Below are 17,688 nucleotides of genomic sequence, written 5' to 3'. Positions count from 1 at the left end.
CCATGTCGAGCTGGTCGAGACATCTCGCGTGCTGATGTTGTAATGGTAACTCAGCGTCAGCACGCGAGATGTCTCGACCAGCTCGACATGACGTTCGTAAGATTAACTCTCCCTACCCATGCTCTCTCGCCGCTTCTTCCTTTCCGGCCTGCTACTCACTTCCCTGTCAACTCAGGCCCAGACCACGCCTGTTACCTCGCGGCCTATGTCGCAGCGCATGGCGGACGCCTTTATCAGCTGGCATCCTGACTCAATCCTGATTGGTAACCGCAAAACGGCCCGTTGGGACTACGAGCAGGGGCTGATGCTCAAGGCCTTGGAACGGGTATGGCAGCGCACCGGCGACGCCCGTTACTTCACCTACATTCAGAAAGACCTCGACCAGTTCGTGCGCCCCGATGGCACCATCCGGACCTATAAGCTGGAAGACTACAACCTCGATAACCTCACGACCGGCCACGCCCTGCTCACGCTCAGCCAGATGTCGGTGCCCCAGGCCGAGAAGTACCAGAAGGCGGCCCAACTGCTGCGCAAGCAGCTGGAAGGGCAGCCGCGCACCAAGGCCGGCGGCTTCTGGCACAAAAAGGTGTACCCGAACCAGATGTGGCTCGATGGCCTCTACATGGCCGAGCCTTTCTACGCCGAGTACAGCAAGGTATTTAACCAGCCCGCCGGCTTCGATGATGTAGCCAAGCAATTTGCTCTCATCGAGAAAAACCTAGTGGACCCCAAAACCGGCCTGCTCTACCACGGCTACGATGAAAGCCGGGAGCAGAGGTGGGCCAACAAAACCACCGGCCAGTCGCCGAACTTCTGGGACCGGGGCATGGGCTGGTACGCCATGGCGCTGGTAGATGTGCTGGATTACTTCCCCGAGAACCACCCCCAGCGCCAGCAGCTCATCAAAGATGTGCAGCGCCTGGCTCCGGTGCTGGCCAAGTATCAGGACTCGAAAACGGGCACTTGGGCGTTAGTAGTAGACCAAGTTTCGCGCAAGGGCAACTATCAGGAGGCCTCCGGAAGCAGCATGTTTGTGTACTTCCTGCAGAAGGGCGTGCGCATGGGCTACCTCGATAAAAAGTACGCCGACGTGGCCCGCAAAGGCTACGACGGTCTGCTGAAACAGTTCGTAGCTACCGAAACTGGCGAGGCGCTGGCCTTTAATGGCACGGTGAGCGTAGGCGGCCTCGGCGGCAACCCCTACCGCGACGGCAGCTTCGAGTACTACCTCTCGGAACCCCTGCGTAAGAACGATTTGAAGGGGGTAGGGCCGTTTATTCTGGCTAGCGTGGAAATGGAAGTGGCCGCCGACAGCAAACTGGGCAGCGGCAAAACTGTGGCTGTTGACAACCACTTCAACCACGAGCTACGCAAGAATTCCCTTAGCGGACAGGAGGAACCCTGGCACTATACCTGGCAGGACCGCACCCACGGCGGCTTCTACTTCTGGGGCCAGCAGTTCCGCGACCTGGGCGCCAAAACCGCTACCATCAGCACCGCGCCTACCGCTACCTCCCTCAAAGGCGTCAATGTGTACATCATCGTGGACCCTGACACCAAAAAGGAAACCCCCAAGCCTAACTTCGTACAGCCCTCCGATGTGCAGGCCCTGACCAAGTGGGTGAAGGACGGCGGCACGCTGGTGCTTATGGCCAACGACACCAGCAACTGCGAGATTCCGCGCTTCAATACCCTGGCTCAGGCCTTCGGTATTCAGTTCAAGCCCCTGAACCTGAATATGGTGAAGGGTAATCAGTTTGAGCAAGGCAAAGTAGTGCTGCCGGCTGGCAACGCCGTGTTCAAGAATGCCCGCACGGCCTACATCAAGGAACTGGCCCCGCTGGACGTGAAAGCCCCCGCCCAGCCGGTTGTTACACAAGATGGTCATGTCATCATCGCCACGGCCAAGGTGGGCAAGGGCACCGTCTTCGCGGTGGGCGACCCGTGGCTGTACAACGAGTACGTGGATGGCCGCAAGATTCCGGCCGAGTACCAGAACTTCCAGGCGGCAAAAGACCTGGCCACCTGGCTGCTGCAACAGTCAGGTCGCTAAACAGGTAGCGCCCCGGCAACCGGCTCTGGTGAGTGGAGCGGTGGTCGGGGCGCATTGTTGCCGCCTACCCCGGTCCAGGACTGGAAAGTGCCTGCCCGGTTGGCGTTGCGCTGACTTTAGAAGGGTTTGGGCTGTTGCAGGGGGTAGGCGGCTACTGTTCATCTTGTGCGGGCGTCAACTGGTCTGGCTAACAAGCCGCCCGACCGGGTAGGTGCGTGTTTTTGCTACCCCCTTTCTCGTTGCCTATGCTCCGATTCCTTTCTGTACTGCTGCTGTTGCTGCCGCTGAGCTCCTGGGCTCAATCGGCTTTATCCAAAGTGTGGGTGCCCGACTTGGGTAATGGCACCTACAAAAACCCGGTACTTTACGCCGACTACTCGGACCCCGACGTGGTGCGGGTAGGGGAGGACTACTACCTCACCTCATCGAGTTTTAACGCCGCCCCGGGCCTGCAAATCCTGCATTCCCGCGACCTGGTAAACTGGACTATCATCGGGGCGGCCTTCACCGAGCAGCTGCCCAAAGCGCGCTACAGTGAGCCCCAGCACGGCAACGGCGTGTGGGCCCCGGCCATCCGCTACCACCGCAAGGAGTTCTACATTTACTACCCCGACCCCGACCTGGGTATCTTCGTGACCAAGGCCAAGAATCCGGCCGGGCCCTGGAGCACGCCCGTGTGCATCAAGGAAGCTAAGGGCTGGATTGACCCCTGCCCGCTCTGGGACGAGGACGGCCGCGCCTACCTTGTGCACGGCTTTGCGGGCTCCCGGGCCGGCATCAAAACCATCCTGGCCGTGTCGCCGATGGCACCCGACGGCCTGAGCCTGACCGGGCCCGATGCGTTGGTATTCGACGGGCACCAAGGCCACCCTACGCTGGAAGGGCCGAAGTTCTACAAGCGCCGCGGCTACTACTACATCTTCGCGCCGGCCGGGGGTGTACCCACCGGCTGGCAGTTGGTGCTGCGCTCCAAAAATGTGTACGGCCCTTACGAAGAGCGCATTGTGATGGACCAGGGCAAAACGCCCATCAATGGACCGCATCAGGGCGCCTGGGTTGATACTAACGCGGGCGAAGACTGGTTTCTGCACTTCCAGGACCAAGGGCCCTACGGCCGCGTGGTGCATCTGCAGCCTATGCAGTGGAAAAACGACTGGCCCGTTATCGGGGAGGACCCCGACGGTGACGGCAAAGGCCAGCCCATGCTGACCTACCGTAAACCACGAGTTAAAGCCAAGGCTCAGCCCCTGGCCACCCCACTAACTTCCGACGAGTTCAGCAGCAACCAGCTGGGCCTGCAGTGGCAGTGGCACGCCAACCCCCAGGACTATTGGGCCTACCTCAACGGGCCGCAGGGGTACCTGCGTCTCTACGCCATGCCACTGGCCGAGGGCTACAAAAACCTCTGGCAGCAGCCCAACTTACTATTGCAAAAGCTGCCCGCCGAGGTGTTCACCGTTACTACCAAACTGCGCTTCGACTCCCGCCTGGATGGTGAGAAAGTGGGCTTGGTGATGATGGGCTTGGATTACGCCTACCTCTCGCTAACCAACCAAGGCGGCAAACTGCAGCTCAGCCAAAGCACCTGCCTGAACGCCGACAAAGGCACGCCCGAAACCACTACGCCCACCGTGGAAGTGCCCGCCGCCCAGACCAAGCAGCCCCTCTATCTGCGCGTGGCCGTGAAAGCCGGTGCCAAGTGCCAGTTTAGCTACAGCCTCGACGGCCAGAACTTTCAGCCGCTGGGCGCGGAGTTTCAGGCCCGGGAAGGCAAGTGGATTGGAGCCAAAGTAGGCCTGTTTGCTACCCGCCCCGGAAAGTTCAACGACTCCGGCAGCGCCGACATTGATTGGTTCCGAGTGGAGTAACTCCATGTGTCATGATACGGAAACCCAACGACGCCATTCGCCCTACCCCTTAAAACGTGACAAACCCTTTCCAATTGTCATAGCGAGGAGGTACGCCGAAGCCATGACAACTCATCAGTTTACAATTTCACCGCTTCCAGCGTGGTGGAGCCGCGCACGATGAGCTCGGTGGGGATTTTGACGGTTTCGATGGGTAGGGCGCGGTGCTTGCGTTCAATCTGGTCGATGAGGCGTTCGGCCGCTATCTGCCCGATTTCGGTGGCGGGCTGCACCACGGTGCTTAGGGGCGGGGCCAGAAAATCGGCCACGTTCAGGTTGGTGAAGCCGATGAGCGACACATCCTCTGGGATGTGCAGGTTGCGCTGGCGCAGAGCCTGCAGACAGCCCACGGCCAGGCGGTCGGAAGCGGTGAAAAACGCGTCGGGCGGGCTCGGCAGGCGCATCAGTTCGTCCACCATGGGGCCTACCTCATCCGGCCCGAAGGAGCCGTAGCGAATCAGGCTTTCATCGAACTCCAGCCCGTGCTTTTCCAGGGCGGCGCGGTAGCCAGCCAGGCGCTCCTGCGTGATGCTGAGCCAGGGCTGAATGGTGAGGTGGGCAACGCGCCGGCGGCCCGACTCAATCAGGTGCTCGGTGGCCGCAAAGGCCCCGCCGAAGTTGTCAGCTACCACCTTGGTCACGTTCAGGTCGGCCGAAACCCGGTCAAACAGCACTAGCGGCACATTTTTATCAAGCACTTCCTGCAGGTGGGCCACGTCGGAGGTTTCGCTGGACAAGGACATGAGCAGCCCATCGACCTTCCTCGACATGGATTGCTGCACGTTCGCCACCTCCCGTTCGTAGGACTCCTGGCTTTGGAAGATGATAACGTGGTAGCCCCGGTTGTAGGCAATGGCCTCAATGCCGTTGATGGCCTGGGAGAAGAAGTAGTTGGCAATCTGGGGCAGAATAACCCCGATGGCCCGGCTGGCGCTACCCTTCAGACTCAAGGCAATAGGGTTGGGGCGATAGTTCAGGCGCTCAGCGCATTCCATCACCAAGCGCTTGGTTTCGGGGTTGATTTCGTAGCTCCCGCGCAGTGCCCTCGATACGGTAGAAGTAGAGATACCCAGCTCGCGGGCAATGTCTTTAATCGTGTACGTTTCCACAGGCAGAGGCAACAGGAAGGTGGGACGGGTAGGAGAGTGGGTACTTACTAAAGTCCAAGAAACAAGCCGGTAGCAACCAGCGGGTTTCGGGGCTGAAAAGTAGAAATACCCGCCGGATATAGAGCCATTGCCGCCGCCGAAACCGCGCAACTGGTCGAATGGCAACGTTCCCGACATCGTTTGCGCAAATTATTAAGATGATCCTCTTCCGTTTCGGAAAAGCATCATTTAACCTTAATCAGGCTGACGGACAATCGGCTGTTTCAAAAGTACACCGGATTTCTCCGAAAAGTTTATAAACCTCCCTGCGTATGTCTGCTGCTTCCTGGTTCGATTTGTCTGGTAAAATAGCCCTTGTAACGGGCTGTAACAAGGGAATCGGGCAGGCTATGGCACTCGGACTGGCGGAGGCCGGCGCCGACATCATCGGAGTATCGGCCTCCCTGGCCTTGAGCGGCTCCGAAACGCAGCAGCAGGTGCAGGCCCTGGGCCGGCAGTTCTACGCTTACCAGGCCGATTTCAGCCAGCGCGAGCAGGTTGATGCCTTCATCAATCGGGTGCAGCAGGATTTCCCCCGCATTGATATACTGGTTAACAACGCCGGCACCATTCAGCGCGCCCCTGCCGCTGAGCACGCCGATGAGCTCTGGGACAACGTGCTGGCCATCAACCTGGATGCTCCGTTTCGGCTGGCGCGTGCCCTGGGTGGGCGCATGCTGGAGCAGGGCGCGGGCAAAATCATCTTCACGGCTTCCCTGCTCACGTTTCAGGGCGGCATCAACGTGCCGGGCTACGCGGCCAGCAAGGGCGCCATCGGCTCCCTGGTGAAAGCCCTGGCCAATGAGTGGGCCGGCCGCGGCGTGAACGTGAATGCCATTGCCCCCGGCTACATCGCCACCGATAACACCCAGGCCCTGCGCCAGGACCCCGACCGCTCCCAGAGCATTCTCGCCCGCATTCCGGCCGGGCGCTGGGGCACCCCCCAGGACTTTAAAGCCCCCACTGTTTTTCTGGCTTCGGCCGCTTCCGACTACATCCACGGCACCATCCTCACCGTCGATGGCGGCTGGATGGGACGATAGAATAACTAGGTAAGCTGAGTAACTGAATTGTCTGCTCGCTTCCGTTAGAACCCTGTTTTCGCTCTACCCCCCCCCTTTCTGTGTCCACCTACTGAGCTGCCCTGCTTGCTCAGTTTCTCAAATACCCAGCTACTCCATGACCCAACGATATGCCATCGGGCCCCGCGAAACGGCGGGCATGAGCTCGGCCGAGCTGCGCGAAAACTTCCTGATTGAAAGCCTCTTCGTGGCCGGCGAAATCGAGCTGGTGTACACCCACTACGACCGCATGATTGTGGGTGGGGTGATGCCCACGCAGGAAGCCATTACGCTACCCTGCCCCGAGAACCTGAAGGCCGAATACTTCCTGCAGCGCCGCGAGCTGGGCGTTCTGAATACCGGAGCCGCCGGCACCGTAACCGTGGATGGCACCGCCTACGAGTTGGGCCGCCAGGACTGCCTCTACGTGGGTAAAGAGGCGCGCGAGGTAACCTTCGCCAGCCAGGATGCCGCCGAGCCCGCCAAGTTTTACCTGCTCTCTACCCCTGCCCATGCCGTGTACCCCACTACCCGCATGACCCAGGCCGAAGCCACGCCGGTAACCATGGGCGCGCTGGAAACCGCCAATCAGCGCACTATTTATAAGTACATCTACTCCGAGGGCATCCAGAGCTGCCAACTCGTGATGGGCCTGACCCAGCTGCACAGCGGTAGCGTCTGGAACACCATGCCTGCCCACACCCACGACCGGCGCATGGAGGCCTACCTCTACTTTGATCTGCCCGAGAGCCAGCGCGTGCTCCACCTCATGGGCCAGCCCCAGGAAACCCGCCATCTGTGGGTAGGAGAGGGGCAGGCCATCCTTTCGCCCCCGTGGTCTATTCACTCGGGCTGCGGCACGGCCGGCTACACCTTCATCTGGGGTATGGGCGGCGAAAACCAGGAATACACCGATATGGACCCCGCCCCGCTGACGGACATGCGCTAACGGCCCACCGCGCTCCAATTCCCACTCAATTCCCACACACTCTACGTCATGAAAAGAAATCTACTGTTGCTGGCCCCGCTATTGGCGGTAGCAGCACCGTCCTGGGCGCAGCAACAGCGCGTGCAGGGCGTCGTTAAGTCGGATAAGGGTGAGGCCCTGCCTGGCGTAACGGTAGTGGTGAAAGGCACTATGGCCGGCGCTACCACCGATGCCGATGGCCGCTTTGTGCTGGCCGTGCCGGCCAATGCTACTCTGCGCTTCAGCTACATCGGTTTCCTGCCCTATGAGGTAGCCGTGGGCACGCGCACCGACCTGAGCATCACGCTGAAAGAAGACAGCAAAACCCTCGACGACGTAGTAGTAATCGGCTACCAGGCCGTGCAGCGCCGCGACGTGACGGGCTCCGTATCGTCGGTGAGTGCCCAGCAGATCAAGGACATCCCGGTAAACTCGGCCGCTGAGGCCCTGACCGGCCGCCTGGCGGGTGTGCAGCTCACGTCTTCGGAAGGCACGCCCGGCAACCTCGATGTGCGGGTGCGGGTGCGGGGCGGCGGCTCCATCACCCAGGACAACTCCCCGCTTTACGTGGTGGATGGCATTCAGATTGAAAATGCCCTGGCCGTTATTGCGCCCCAGGATATTGCCTCCGTTGACGTGCTGAAGGATGCCTCGGCCACGGCCATCTACGGGGCGCGCGGGGCCAACGGTGTTGTCATCATTACCACCAAGAAGGGTATTGAGGGCAAAACGGTCATCAGCTACAACGGCTTTGCCGGCTTCCGGCGCCTGGCCAGGAAGCTGGACGTGCTGAACCCCCAGGACTACCTCGACTACCAGTTTGAACGCTCCCAGCAGGTAGGCGCTACCGGCAGCGGCAGCCTGGAAACCTACCGCCGCCTGTTTGGCTCCTCCAACTACCTCAGCGACACCCTGGCGCGGGCCCGCAACTCGCCCTTCCTGGACTGGCAGGACGAAGCTTTCGGGCGCGACGCCTTCCAGCAAACTACCTGCCCCTGGATATTACCGCTGAGCGGGCCTGGGCCAACATCAACCAAGGTGTGTTGCCCTCCGGCGTAACGGCCCAGCCCGTACTGCCCCGCACCGATATTCCGCAGAACTTCCGGCTGCTCTCGGGCTTTGGTCGCCTCACCTACTCCTACGACGACAAGTACCTGTTCACGGGCACCTTCCGGGCCGATGGCTCCTCGAAGTTCAAGGAAGGCAACCGATGGGGCTTCTTCCCCGGTGCTTCGGCGGCGTGGCGTATCTCCAAGGAAAACTTCTTTACGGATGTGTCGGGCGTATCGGATCTGAAGCTGCGCCTGAGCTACGGGCAGGCGGGTAACAACCGCATCGGCGACTTCCTCTACGACCAGCTGTTCGCGGCCGGCAGTGCGCCTTACTACCTCAACCATGCGCAGGTGCTGGGCGCTACGGCTACCACCCTGCCCAACCCCAACCTGAAGTGGGAAGTAACCACCTCCCGCGACCTGGGCATTGACCTGGCCCTGTGGGACAACCGGGTGCAGTTTACCGGCGACGTGTACTACAACACCACCACCGACCTGCTCATCAACGTGCCCATTCCGCCCTTCCTGGGCTACACCAGCCAGCTGCAGAACGTAGGCAAAACCTCGAACAAGGGTATTGAGCTGCAGCTGACGGGCACCATCTTCAACAAGCCCAACTTCACCTGGACAGCCACCGCCAACGCCTCCATGAACCGTGGCCGCATTGAAAGCCTGGGCGGCGACCTGCGCGAAATTACCCCCATCAACTCGGGCTGGGCCGGCTCCAACTTTGCCTCCGCCGCCGACTTTAAGGCGCAGGTAGGGCGCCCGGTAGGGGAGATGTACGGTTACGTCACCGACGGCTTCTACACCGCCGACGACTTTGAGGGCTTTAATCCGGCTACCAACCTCTGGATTCCGAAGTTGGGTCTGCTGCCCTCGGGCACCGCGGTAGGGCAGGTGGCGCAGCCCGGCGTAATCCGCCTTAAGGACCTCAACAACGACGGGGTAGTAAACGACCAGGATCAGCAGGTAATCGGCAATGCCAACCCCAAAGTAACGGGCGGCCTGAACCAGCAGTTTACTTACAAGAACTTCGATGCCAGCATCTTCCTCAACTTCGTGCTGGGCAACGATGTGTACAACGCCAATAAGATTGAGTTTACCTCGAACACGCCCAACACCGTGTACAGCAACGTACTGGGCATTATGGAGGACCGCTACCGCACCATTAACCCCGATGGCAGCCGGATTACGGACCTGAACACCCTGCGCCAGGTAAACCAGAACGCCAAAATCTGGAGCCCCACCCAGCGCTACTTCCTGCACTCCTGGGCCGTGGAGAACGGCTCGTTCCTGCGCGTGAACAACGTAACCATCGGTTACTCGCTGCCCAAGGCCCTGATTGCGCCCGTGAAGCTGACCCAGGCGCGCTTCTACGTGACCCTGAACAACCTGTACACCTTCACGAAATACACCGGCTACGACCCCGAGGTGAACACCCGCCGCTCGTCGCCGCTCACGCCCGGCGTTGACTACGCCGCCTACCCCCGCAGCCGCGCCTTCCTGTTCGGCGTGAACCTGGCCCTGTAATTCCCACCCACTGCATTCCCACTTCAGCATATGAAATCCTCCTTCCCCTTCCGGGCCGTAGCTGCCGCCCTGGCGCTTACCGGAACCGCCGGGCTGGTATCGTCCTGCAAAGATTTCTTGGATGTAGAGCCGGTAGCCCTCAACACCACGGCCTACGTGTTCAGCACCGTGGCCGGCGCCACCACCGCCGTTATCGGGGCCTACGACCCCCTCTCGGGCGACAATGGCTACGGGCAGCGCGTGAGCCTGTACTACTCCGTGGATACCGACGAGATGATTGGTTCGCCGGGCGCCCCCGACGGGCAGCGCCGCAGCATAGCCCGCTACAAAGCCCTCTCGACTAACACCGAAATTACCAACCCCTGGAACCAGCTCTACCAGGGCGTGGAGCGCGCCAACATCTGCATTCAGCAGATTCCGCAGATGGCGCTCTACACCAGCGGCTCGGCCGCCGACACGGCCGCCCTGCACCGCCTGCACGGCGAGGCCCTGACCCTGCGGGCGCAGTATTTCTTTGAGCTGATCCGGAACTGGGGCGACGTGCCGGCTCAGTTCACGCCCTCGGTGTCGGGCCAGGACTTCAACCTGCCCAACGCTGACCGCAACGAAACCCTGACCCGCCTCATTGCCGACCTGGCCCAGGCCCAGAAGCTGGTGCCCTGGCGCTCGGCTGCCGGCACGGCCAACGAGCGGATTACCAAAGGCGCTGTGAAGGCCCTGCGCGCCCGCCTGGCCCTGTACCGTGGCGGCTACTCCCTGAAAGGTGCCCAGATGGTGCGCCCCACTGACTACCAGGAGTACTACCGCATTGCCCGCCAGGAATGCGCCGAGCTGATGGCCCGGCCCACCGAGCACCGGCTGAACCCAAGCTTCCAGGAAGTATTCAAGAGCATTAACGAGCAGCGTGCCGAAGCCGCCAACGAAATCCTGTTCCAGGTAGGGGCGGGTGGCTCTAACTCGGTTTCCGACAGCAAGCTGGGCTACTACAACGGCCCGCGTCTGCAGAACGCCAGCAGCGCCTACGGCTCTACCCAGGGTGCTATGGTCATTGCGCCTACCTACTTCTACGCCTTCGACTCTACCGATACCCGCCTGCCCGTAACCATTGCCACCTACGGCATGGCCAGCACCAGCACCTTCTTCTCGGGGGTGGCCCTGAACGTGGTGGCCGACGGCAAGTTCCGCCGCGACTGGCACATTCCGCTCGTGACGGGCTCCAGCAACTACCTGGGCTACAACTGGCCGCTGATTCGCTTCTCGGATGTGGTCCTGATGTTTGCCGAGGCGGAAAACGAGCTGAACGGCCCCACCCAGGCGGCCCGGGAGGCCCTGTTGCAGGTACGCACCCGCGCGTTTGGTACGGCCGCCAAGGCCGCGGCCGGTCTGAACCTGGCTTCCAAGGAAAGCTTCTTTAACGCCCTGGTCAATGAGCGTTACCTGGAGTTTGGCGGCGAAGGCATCCGCAAGTACGACCTGATCCGCTGGAACCTGTTTGCTACCCGCATGAACGAGGTAAAGGCCGATATCGAGAAGCTGGCCCGGGCGCAGGCGCCGTACCAGAACGTGCCCCAGTACATGTACTTCAAAACCCCGGCCGCCGGCCCCGTGCAGTGGACCCGCTCGTTCTACCGGCCTTCGCCCACGCCCAACGCGGCTCCCGCGGGCACGGTGCGCGTGAACTGGCGCCAGGCCATTGATGCGGCCTACCTGGCCAACCTGCGCCCGGCCGGTACTTCCTTCACTTTGGGCACCACCACGGCTGCCAGCACCGGGGCCGGCCTGGCCGCCGAGTACGTGCCCGGCCAGGGCAAGGAGCTGCTCCCAATTCCGCAGAGCACCCTGGCCTCCGACCCCGCTCTGGTTCAGAACTCCGGTTATTAACAAGAGTGCTAAAGTGATGGGCAAGGTGGAAGGAGAGAAGAGAAAGTAAGTGTCATCCTGGGCGGGTGGCGCATCAAGCCAGTGTCGAAGGACCTCTGTAGAGGGTAATTCCGCCGCTACAACGAAGCGGTAGAGGTCCTTCGCTCCGCTCAGGATGACACCCGACTCTCCCGCTTCCTCTCACCATCTAACTGTCACCCGTCACCATTTATCCTTTCCCCATCTGACCTCATGAATCCAGCCTTTCCTACCCCCGAAAACCCTACCTGGCTTACGGTGGGCGAAGGTGTGCAGCGCCGAATTCTGGCCTATGGGCCTGATCTGATGCTGGTGAAAGTAGCCTTTGAAACGGGCGGCATCGGGGCGCGGCACCACCACGTGCACTCCCAGATTACCTACGTGGAAAGCGGGGTGTTCCGGTGCACGGTAGGAGAGGAGGAGCTGGTGCTGCGGGCCGGCGACACATTCTACGCCGCCCCCGATGTGTGGCACGGCGTGGAGTGCCTGGAAGCCGGCGTGCTGCTCGATTCGTTCAGCCCCATGCGGGAAGATTTTGTGTAACGGCCGGAGGCTGCTTGTGTGCTGCGCTATATGAAAAGACTATTGGTACTGCTGTTCCTGCTGGCGGGGGTTGGGGAAATGGGAATCTTATCGGCCCGGGCCCAGCAGGTAACGGTGTCGGCGGATGGTTCGGGGCAATTCCGGACCATCCAGGCCGCCATCAACAGCCTGCCCAACGAGGCGACTAAGCCGCGCACGGTGTACATCAAAAATGGCACCTACCGCGAGAAGGTCTTCCTCGATGGCAAGCAGAACATCATCCTCAAGGGCCAGAGCGAGAAGGGCGTTGTCCTGACTTCGGCTCAGGCCCGCGACGCCTGGCGCTGCGACCCGGTGGCGGGTCAGGACGACTGGGGCGTGGCGACGCTGAACATGCGCAACTCGCCTGACATCACCCTGGAAAATCTCACCGTCATCAACAGCTACGGGTTTGACGCGCCGGAGGGGGTAGTAATCGACTGCCCCACGGAGCCCAGCGGCAAGAAAACCATCAGTAAAACCGGCCACCAGATGGCCCTGCGCACCATGCCCGGCACTACCCGCCTCGTGGTGAAGCATTGCACTTTCCGCGCCCTCGGCGGCGACACCGTCAGCCCCTGGGACGTGGATGCGGGTTTGTACTACTTCAAGGATTGCACCATGGAAGGTGGGGTAGATTTCTACTGCCCCCGGGGCTGGGCCTACGCCGAAAACTGCCGCTTCATTTGCCACAACCCCAACGCGGCCATCTGGCACGACGGCTCCAGCGACGAGGACTCGAAAACGGTGCTCCGGAACTGCTCCTTTGAGGGCGACGCTGGCTTCAAGCTGGGGCGCTTCCACCGCGAGGCCCAGTTCTACCTCGTGAACTGCAGCTTTGGGGAGAATATGGCCGATGCCGACATCTACTGGGCCCAATCGGGGCCCGGAGCCAAACAGTGGGGCCGCCGCGTGTACTACCACAACAACCACCGCAAAGGCGGCGACTATGCCTGGTTCAGCAACAACCTGAGCTCAGCCAAAAACGCCCCGAAACCCCGCTGCATCAACGCTGATTGGACCTTCGGGGGGCGCTGGTACCCGAAGTCGGGCAAGCCAGCCACGGTGCCACTGAAGCCCTCCAACCTCGGCGGGCCAGATAAGTACTCAACTGCGCCGAAGCCTGAAGCCACGGCCATAGCTTCCACCGGCAACCCTACCCCCGTTGCGGCTCCCAAGGTCGATTCAGTGGCCGAGCGCATGCTAATCTACCAGCGCACGGTTGGCGGCTGGCCCAAGATGGTGAACAACATCAAGGTGAAGTATGACCACCCGATGACAGTGGCTGAAGAAGCCGCCACCCGCGACGACTCCGGCCGCAACGACGCCACCATCGACAACGAGGCCACCACCCGCGAGATTCGCTACTTGGCCGGCGCCTACAAAACCACTGGCAACGCCGCCTACAAAGTCGCCGCCGAAAAAGGCGTCCGCTACCTGCTCCGGATGCAGCAGCGCACCGGCGGCTTCCCGCAGTACTACCCCGATTCCAGCAGCTACCGCCACTACATCACCTACAACGATAACGCCATGGTGCGGGCCCTGCAGGTGCTCCGCGACGTGAGCCGCCGCACCAACGGCCTGGAAGTAGTAGATGGCAGCCTGGTAGCCCCCGCCACCCAGGCCGTAGCCCGTGGCATTGAGTGCATCCTGAAAACCCAGTATGTGCAGAAGGGCAAGCTCACGGCCTGGTGTGCCCAGCACGACGAGAAAACCTTTCAGCCGGTAAAAGCCCGCGCCTTCGAACTGGCCTCCTTGAGCGGAATGGAAACTGTGTACATCGTGCAGTTTCTGATGGACACCGAAAACCCTACCCCCGCCATCAGGAAAAGCGTGGAGGCGGCCGTGGCCTGGCTGGAATCGGTGAAAATCACGGGCTATACCGTCAAGGACCAACCCGACCCCAAACAGCCGAAAGGTTTTGACCGGGTGATTCTGCCGGAAGCTGGCTCCACCATCTGGGCCCGCTTCTACGACCTGCAAACTAACCAGCCCATCTACGTCGGCCGCGACTCCAAGCCCCGGCCGAAGCTCTCCGACATCGAATACGAGCGCCGCACCGGCTACGCCTACGCCGGCGTGTGGCCCGCCAAGCTGCTCAGCCGCGACTACCCCCGCTGGCAGCAAAAATGGAACAGCACCGCCCCGTCCACCCCGGGGAGCAAACAATAAAACGGTTTTATCATGCCGCAACTATCCAAACAACTGGTTTCGCAGGCACCCGCGGTTTCTGAGGCGTTGCCCTCGTCTGCCCTGCTAGAACTGCCCGAAAAAGTTCTCCAATTCGGCACTGGTGTGCTGCTGCGCGGCCTGCCCGACTACCTCATCGACAAAGCCAACCGCCAGGGCATCTTCAACGGCCGCATTGTGGTCGTGAAAAGCACCGACGGCGGCGACATCGACGCCTTCACTCGCCAGGATGGTCTCTATACCCTGAGTATCCGGGGCATTGAAGACGGCCGCGAAGTGTCGGAAAACGTGGTGTGCTCAGCCATCAGCCGGGTGCTGTCGGCCAAAAGCCAGTGGGCCGACATAGTGGCCTGCGCCGCCAACCCAGAGTTGATGGTGGTTATTTCCAATACCACCGAGGTAGGGATTCAACTCGTGTCCGACGACATCAGCCAGAGCCCGCCCCAGTCGTTTCCTGGCAAGCTGCTAGCCTTTCTGCTGGCCCGCTACCAGGCCTTCAACGGGGCCAAAGACAAGGGCCTCGTAATTGTGCCTACCGAGTTGATTCCCGACAACGGCACCAAGCTCGAAGCTATTCTGCTGGAACAGGCCCACCGCAACAACCTCGACGCCGAGTTCATCGACTGGCTGGAAACCGCCAACCAAGTGTGCAACTCCCTTGTGGACCGCATCGTGCCAGGCCGGCCGGATGCCGCCACGCAGGCGGCGCTGGAAGCCGAGCTGGGCTACGAGGACGAGTTGCTGACCATGTCGGAGGTGTACACGCTGTGGGCCATTGAGGGCGATGCACGGGTAAAACAAATCCTGAGCTTCGAACAAGCCGACGTCGGCGTTATCGTGCAGCCCGACATCAACTTGTTCCGGGAGCTGAAGCTGCGCCTGCTCAACGGCACCCACACCCTGAGCTGCGGCCTGGCCTTCCTGGCGGGCTTCCCTACCGTGCGCGAGGCCATGAACGACGTCAACATGTCCGGCTTCATCCATAACCTGATGCTGGCCGACTTGCTGCCCGGCATTCCCTATCAAGTGGATGAAAAGGCGGGTCAGCGCTTCGGTATGCAGGTGCTCGACCGGTTCCGCAACCCTTCCATTGAGCACAAGTGGCTGTCGATTTCGATGAACTACACGGCCAAAATGCAGATGCGCAACGTGCCCACGCTGTTGCATTACTACCAGAAGCTGCGGGCTGTGCCACACTACATGGCCCTGGGCTTTGCCGCCTACCTGCTCTTTATGCGCGCAACCCGGCAGGAGGGAGGTAAGTGGCAGGGAGAGCTGGAAGGCCAGCCCTATGAAATTCAGGACGAAAAAGCCGGCTACTTTGCCGACCTCTGGGCTCGCTTGGAGCCAGCCGAACTTGTTCGGACTGTACTGCACAACCAAGCACTCTGGGGACATGACCTCTCGGCCCTGCCTGGCTTTGCCGAATGTGTAACGCGCTACCTCGAAAAGTTGCTCGAGCACGGCGCCCGCGCTACCGTCGCCCACGCCCTGAACCGTAGCGTGGAGCAAAACGTGGCCGTGTAAACTCATCTGCTTTTCCAGCAGTTATGCGGCCAGCAACACCACTTTAGAATACAATCCAATGAAACACTTGGTAGCCAAAATTCACCCCGACGATAACGTGCTCGTTGCCCTCACGGACCTGCCCATGGGCACGCCCGTTACCTGGGACGGCACCACCGTCACGACTACCGATAAGATACCGGCCAAGCACAAGCTGGCCCTGCAGTTCCTGGCCCCCGGTGACCCAGTGCACATGTATGGGGTGCTGGTGGGCACGGCCCGCGAAGCCATTGGGGTAGGCGGCCTGCTGACCACCAGCAACATCAAGCACGCCACCGACAGCTACGACGAGCACCATCAGCGCCGCCAGGACTGGCAGGCCCCGGACGTAAGCAAGTGGCAGGAGCGCACCTTTATGGGTTTCCACCGCCCCGATGGGCAGGTGGGAACGGCCAACTACTGGTTGGTTATTCCGCTGGTTTTCTGCGAGAACCGCAACATTCAGGTGCTGGAAGAAGCCTTGGTGAATGACCTAGGCTATGCCCGCCGCAAAAGCTACCAGCCCCAGACCCAGGAATTGATTTCGCTGATACAGGCGGGTAAGTCGGTAGAGGAAATTTTGGCGACAGATCTGCACTCGGCGGAAAACGGCCACCAGAAGCCCAAGCTGTTCCCCAACGTGGACGGCATCCGGTTTCTGAGCCATGAGGGCGGCTGCGGTGGTATCCGCCAGGACGCCCAGACTTTGTGCGGACTGCTCGCCGGCTACATCACGCACCCCAACGTAGCCGGCGCTACCGTGCTGAGCCTGGGTTGCCAGAACGCTCAGGTAAGCATGCTCCAGGAAGAAATCAACAAGCGTAGCCCTAACTTCCAGAAGCCGCTCTACATCCTGGAACAGCAGAAGATCGGGACCGAGGAAGCACTGGTAAGCACTGCCCTGCGCCAGACCTTTGCCGGCCTGATGATGGCCAACCAGGTAACGCGCCAGCCCGCCCCGCTCAGCAAGCTGTGCATTGGGCTGGAATGCGGCGGCTCCGACGGCTTCTCGGGCATCTCGGCCAACCCGGCCGTGGGTCACGTTTCGGACCTGCTGGTGGCCTTGGGCGGCTCGGTGATTCTGGCGGAGTTCCCGGAGCTGTGCGGGGTAGAGCAGGAACTGGTGGACCGCTCCGTGGACACCGCCACGGCCGAGCGCTTCAGCTCCCTGATGAAAGCCTACGGCGACTCGGCCGTGGCTGTGGGCTCCGGCTTCGACATGAACCCCTCACCCGGCAACATCCGCGACGGGCTGATTACTGACGCCATGAAATCGGCCGGGGCGGCCCGTAAAGGCGGTTCCTCGCCGGTAGTGGCCGTGCTCGACTACCCCGAGCTGGTCACGAAACCCGGCCTGAACCTGCTTTGTACTCCCGGCAACGACGTGGAATCGACGACGGCGGAAGTAGGCTCGGGTGCTACCGTGGTGCTGTTTACCACGGGCCTGGGCACGCCCACCGGCAACCCCATTGCCCCGGTAGTGAAGATTTCCAGCAATACGGCCCTGGCCCGGCGCATGCCCGACATTATCGACCTGAACACCGGTACCGTCATCGACGGGGAAGAAACCATTGAGCAAGCCGGCGAGCGAATTCTCGACTACGTGATTCGGGTAGCCAGCGGGGAGGAGGTAGCCGCCGTGCGCCACGGCCAAACCGATTTCATTCCCTGGAAGCGCGGCGTTTCGCTGTAAAACAGAACGTCATGCTGAGCGAAGTCGAAGCATCTCGCGTGCTGACGTTGGATTACTAATCATACATCAGCACGCGAGA

At 61.2% G+C, this 17,688-nt stretch carries 12 protein-coding genes; 11 read left to right on the top strand and 1 reads right to left on the bottom strand.

Features of this window, described 5'->3' with window-relative positions; all coding sequences use genetic code 11:
• Positions 1 to 118 precede the first annotated feature (118 nt).
• On the top strand, positions 119 to 2,053 hold the full coding sequence (locus FGZ14_RS08815; protein ID WP_374221707.1) for a DUF4350 domain-containing protein: 1,935 nt from the start codon (positions 119 to 121) through the stop codon (positions 2,051 to 2,053).
• A 245-nt stretch (positions 2,054 to 2,298) separates the two neighbouring features.
• Positions 2,299 to 3,921, top strand: coding sequence for a glycoside hydrolase 43 family protein (locus FGZ14_RS08810; RefSeq protein ID WP_139923375.1), 1,623 nt, complete (start codon positions 2,299 to 2,301; stop codon positions 3,919 to 3,921).
• 119 nt (positions 3,922 to 4,040) lie between these two features.
• Here the strand turns inward: FGZ14_RS08810 and FGZ14_RS08805 are convergent, their stop codons facing one another.
• Positions 4,041 to 5,069 (bottom strand): LacI family DNA-binding transcriptional regulator, encoded by a 1,029-nt coding sequence (locus FGZ14_RS08805; protein WP_139923374.1) that lies wholly within the window; start codon positions 5,067 to 5,069, stop codon positions 4,041 to 4,043.
• 311 nt (positions 5,070 to 5,380) lie between these two features.
• Between FGZ14_RS08805 and kduD the strand changes: the two genes are divergently transcribed.
• The 9 genes from kduD to FGZ14_RS08760 all read left to right on the top strand — a co-directional run bounded on the left by kduD (position 5,381) and on the right by FGZ14_RS08760 (position 17,609).
• The gene (gene kduD / locus FGZ14_RS08800; RefSeq protein WP_139923372.1) at positions 5,381 to 6,151 is read left to right on the top strand and encodes a 2-dehydro-3-deoxy-D-gluconate 5-dehydrogenase KduD; all 771 of its coding nucleotides are present in this window, start codon (positions 5,381 to 5,383) and stop codon (positions 6,149 to 6,151) included.
• A 136-nt stretch (positions 6,152 to 6,287) separates the two neighbouring features.
• Entirely contained in the window at positions 6,288 to 7,118 is an 831-nt protein-coding gene (gene kduI, locus FGZ14_RS08795; RefSeq protein ID WP_139923370.1) for a 5-dehydro-4-deoxy-D-glucuronate isomerase, read from the top strand.
• Positions 7,119 to 7,166: 48 nt separating this feature from the next.
• Complete coding sequence (locus FGZ14_RS22025; RefSeq protein ID WP_257883385.1) at positions 7,167 to 8,195, top strand: TonB-dependent receptor plug domain-containing protein; 1,029 nt, start codon at positions 7,167 to 7,169, stop codon at positions 8,193 to 8,195.
• Complete coding sequence (locus FGZ14_RS22020; protein ID WP_257883384.1) at positions 8,177 to 9,721, top strand: SusC/RagA family TonB-linked outer membrane protein; 1,545 nt, start codon at positions 8,177 to 8,179, stop codon at positions 9,719 to 9,721. Before FGZ14_RS22025 ends, FGZ14_RS22020 begins: the two co-directional genes overlap by 19 nt.
• A 30-nt stretch (positions 9,722 to 9,751) precedes the next feature.
• Complete coding sequence (locus FGZ14_RS08785; RefSeq protein WP_139923368.1) at positions 9,752 to 11,602, top strand: RagB/SusD family nutrient uptake outer membrane protein; 1,851 nt, start codon at positions 9,752 to 9,754, stop codon at positions 11,600 to 11,602.
• 231 nt (positions 11,603 to 11,833) lie between these two features.
• Complete coding sequence (locus FGZ14_RS08780; protein ID WP_139923366.1) at positions 11,834 to 12,163, top strand: cupin domain-containing protein; 330 nt, start codon at positions 11,834 to 11,836, stop codon at positions 12,161 to 12,163.
• A 30-nt stretch (positions 12,164 to 12,193) separates the two neighbouring features.
• Positions 12,194 to 14,353 (top strand): pectate lyase, encoded by a 2,160-nt coding sequence (pelA, locus tag FGZ14_RS22015; RefSeq protein ID WP_257883383.1) that lies wholly within the window; start codon positions 12,194 to 12,196, stop codon positions 14,351 to 14,353.
• Between the two features lie 12 nt (positions 14,354 to 14,365).
• On the top strand, positions 14,366 to 15,898 hold the full coding sequence (locus FGZ14_RS08765; RefSeq protein ID WP_139923363.1) for a tagaturonate reductase: 1,533 nt from the start codon (positions 14,366 to 14,368) through the stop codon (positions 15,896 to 15,898).
• A 58-nt stretch (positions 15,899 to 15,956) separates the two neighbouring features.
• Complete coding sequence (locus tag FGZ14_RS08760; protein WP_139923361.1) at positions 15,957 to 17,609, top strand: UxaA family hydrolase; 1,653 nt, start codon at positions 15,957 to 15,959, stop codon at positions 17,607 to 17,609.
• Positions 17,610 to 17,688 lie beyond the last annotated feature (79 nt).

Source organism: Hymenobacter sp. DG01 (genome assembly GCF_006352025.1).
Taxonomy (GTDB): domain Bacteria; phylum Bacteroidota; class Bacteroidia; order Cytophagales; family Hymenobacteraceae; genus Hymenobacter.
This window is presented reverse-complemented; position numbering and strand designations above follow the sequence as displayed.

Excerpts from the sequence above, each read along its gene's own strand:
- FGZ14_RS08815 (WP_374221707.1), top strand. The coding sequence starts at position 119 with ATGCTCTCTCGCCGCTTCTTCCTTTCCGGCCTGCTACTCACTTCCCTG.
- FGZ14_RS08810 (WP_139923375.1), top strand. The coding sequence starts at position 2,299 with ATGCTCCGATTCCTTTCTGTACTGCTGCTGTTGCTGCCGCTGAGCTCC.
- kduD (WP_139923372.1), top strand. The coding sequence starts at position 5,381 with ATGTCTGCTGCTTCCTGGTTCGATTTGTCTGGTAAAATAGCCCTTGTA.
- kduI (WP_139923370.1), top strand. The coding sequence starts at position 6,288 with ATGACCCAACGATATGCCATCGGGCCCCGCGAAACGGCGGGCATGAGC.
- FGZ14_RS22025 (WP_257883385.1), top strand. The coding sequence starts at position 7,167 with ATGAAAAGAAATCTACTGTTGCTGGCCCCGCTATTGGCGGTAGCAGCA.
- FGZ14_RS08785 (WP_139923368.1), top strand. The coding sequence starts at position 9,752 with ATGAAATCCTCCTTCCCCTTCCGGGCCGTAGCTGCCGCCCTGGCGCTT.
- FGZ14_RS08780 (WP_139923366.1), top strand. The coding sequence starts at position 11,834 with ATGAATCCAGCCTTTCCTACCCCCGAAAACCCTACCTGGCTTACGGTG.
- pelA (WP_257883383.1), top strand. The coding sequence starts at position 12,194 with ATGAAAAGACTATTGGTACTGCTGTTCCTGCTGGCGGGGGTTGGGGAA.
- FGZ14_RS08765 (WP_139923363.1), top strand. The coding sequence starts at position 14,366 with ATGCCGCAACTATCCAAACAACTGGTTTCGCAGGCACCCGCGGTTTCT.
- FGZ14_RS08760 (WP_139923361.1), top strand. The coding sequence starts at position 15,957 with ATGAAACACTTGGTAGCCAAAATTCACCCCGACGATAACGTGCTCGTT.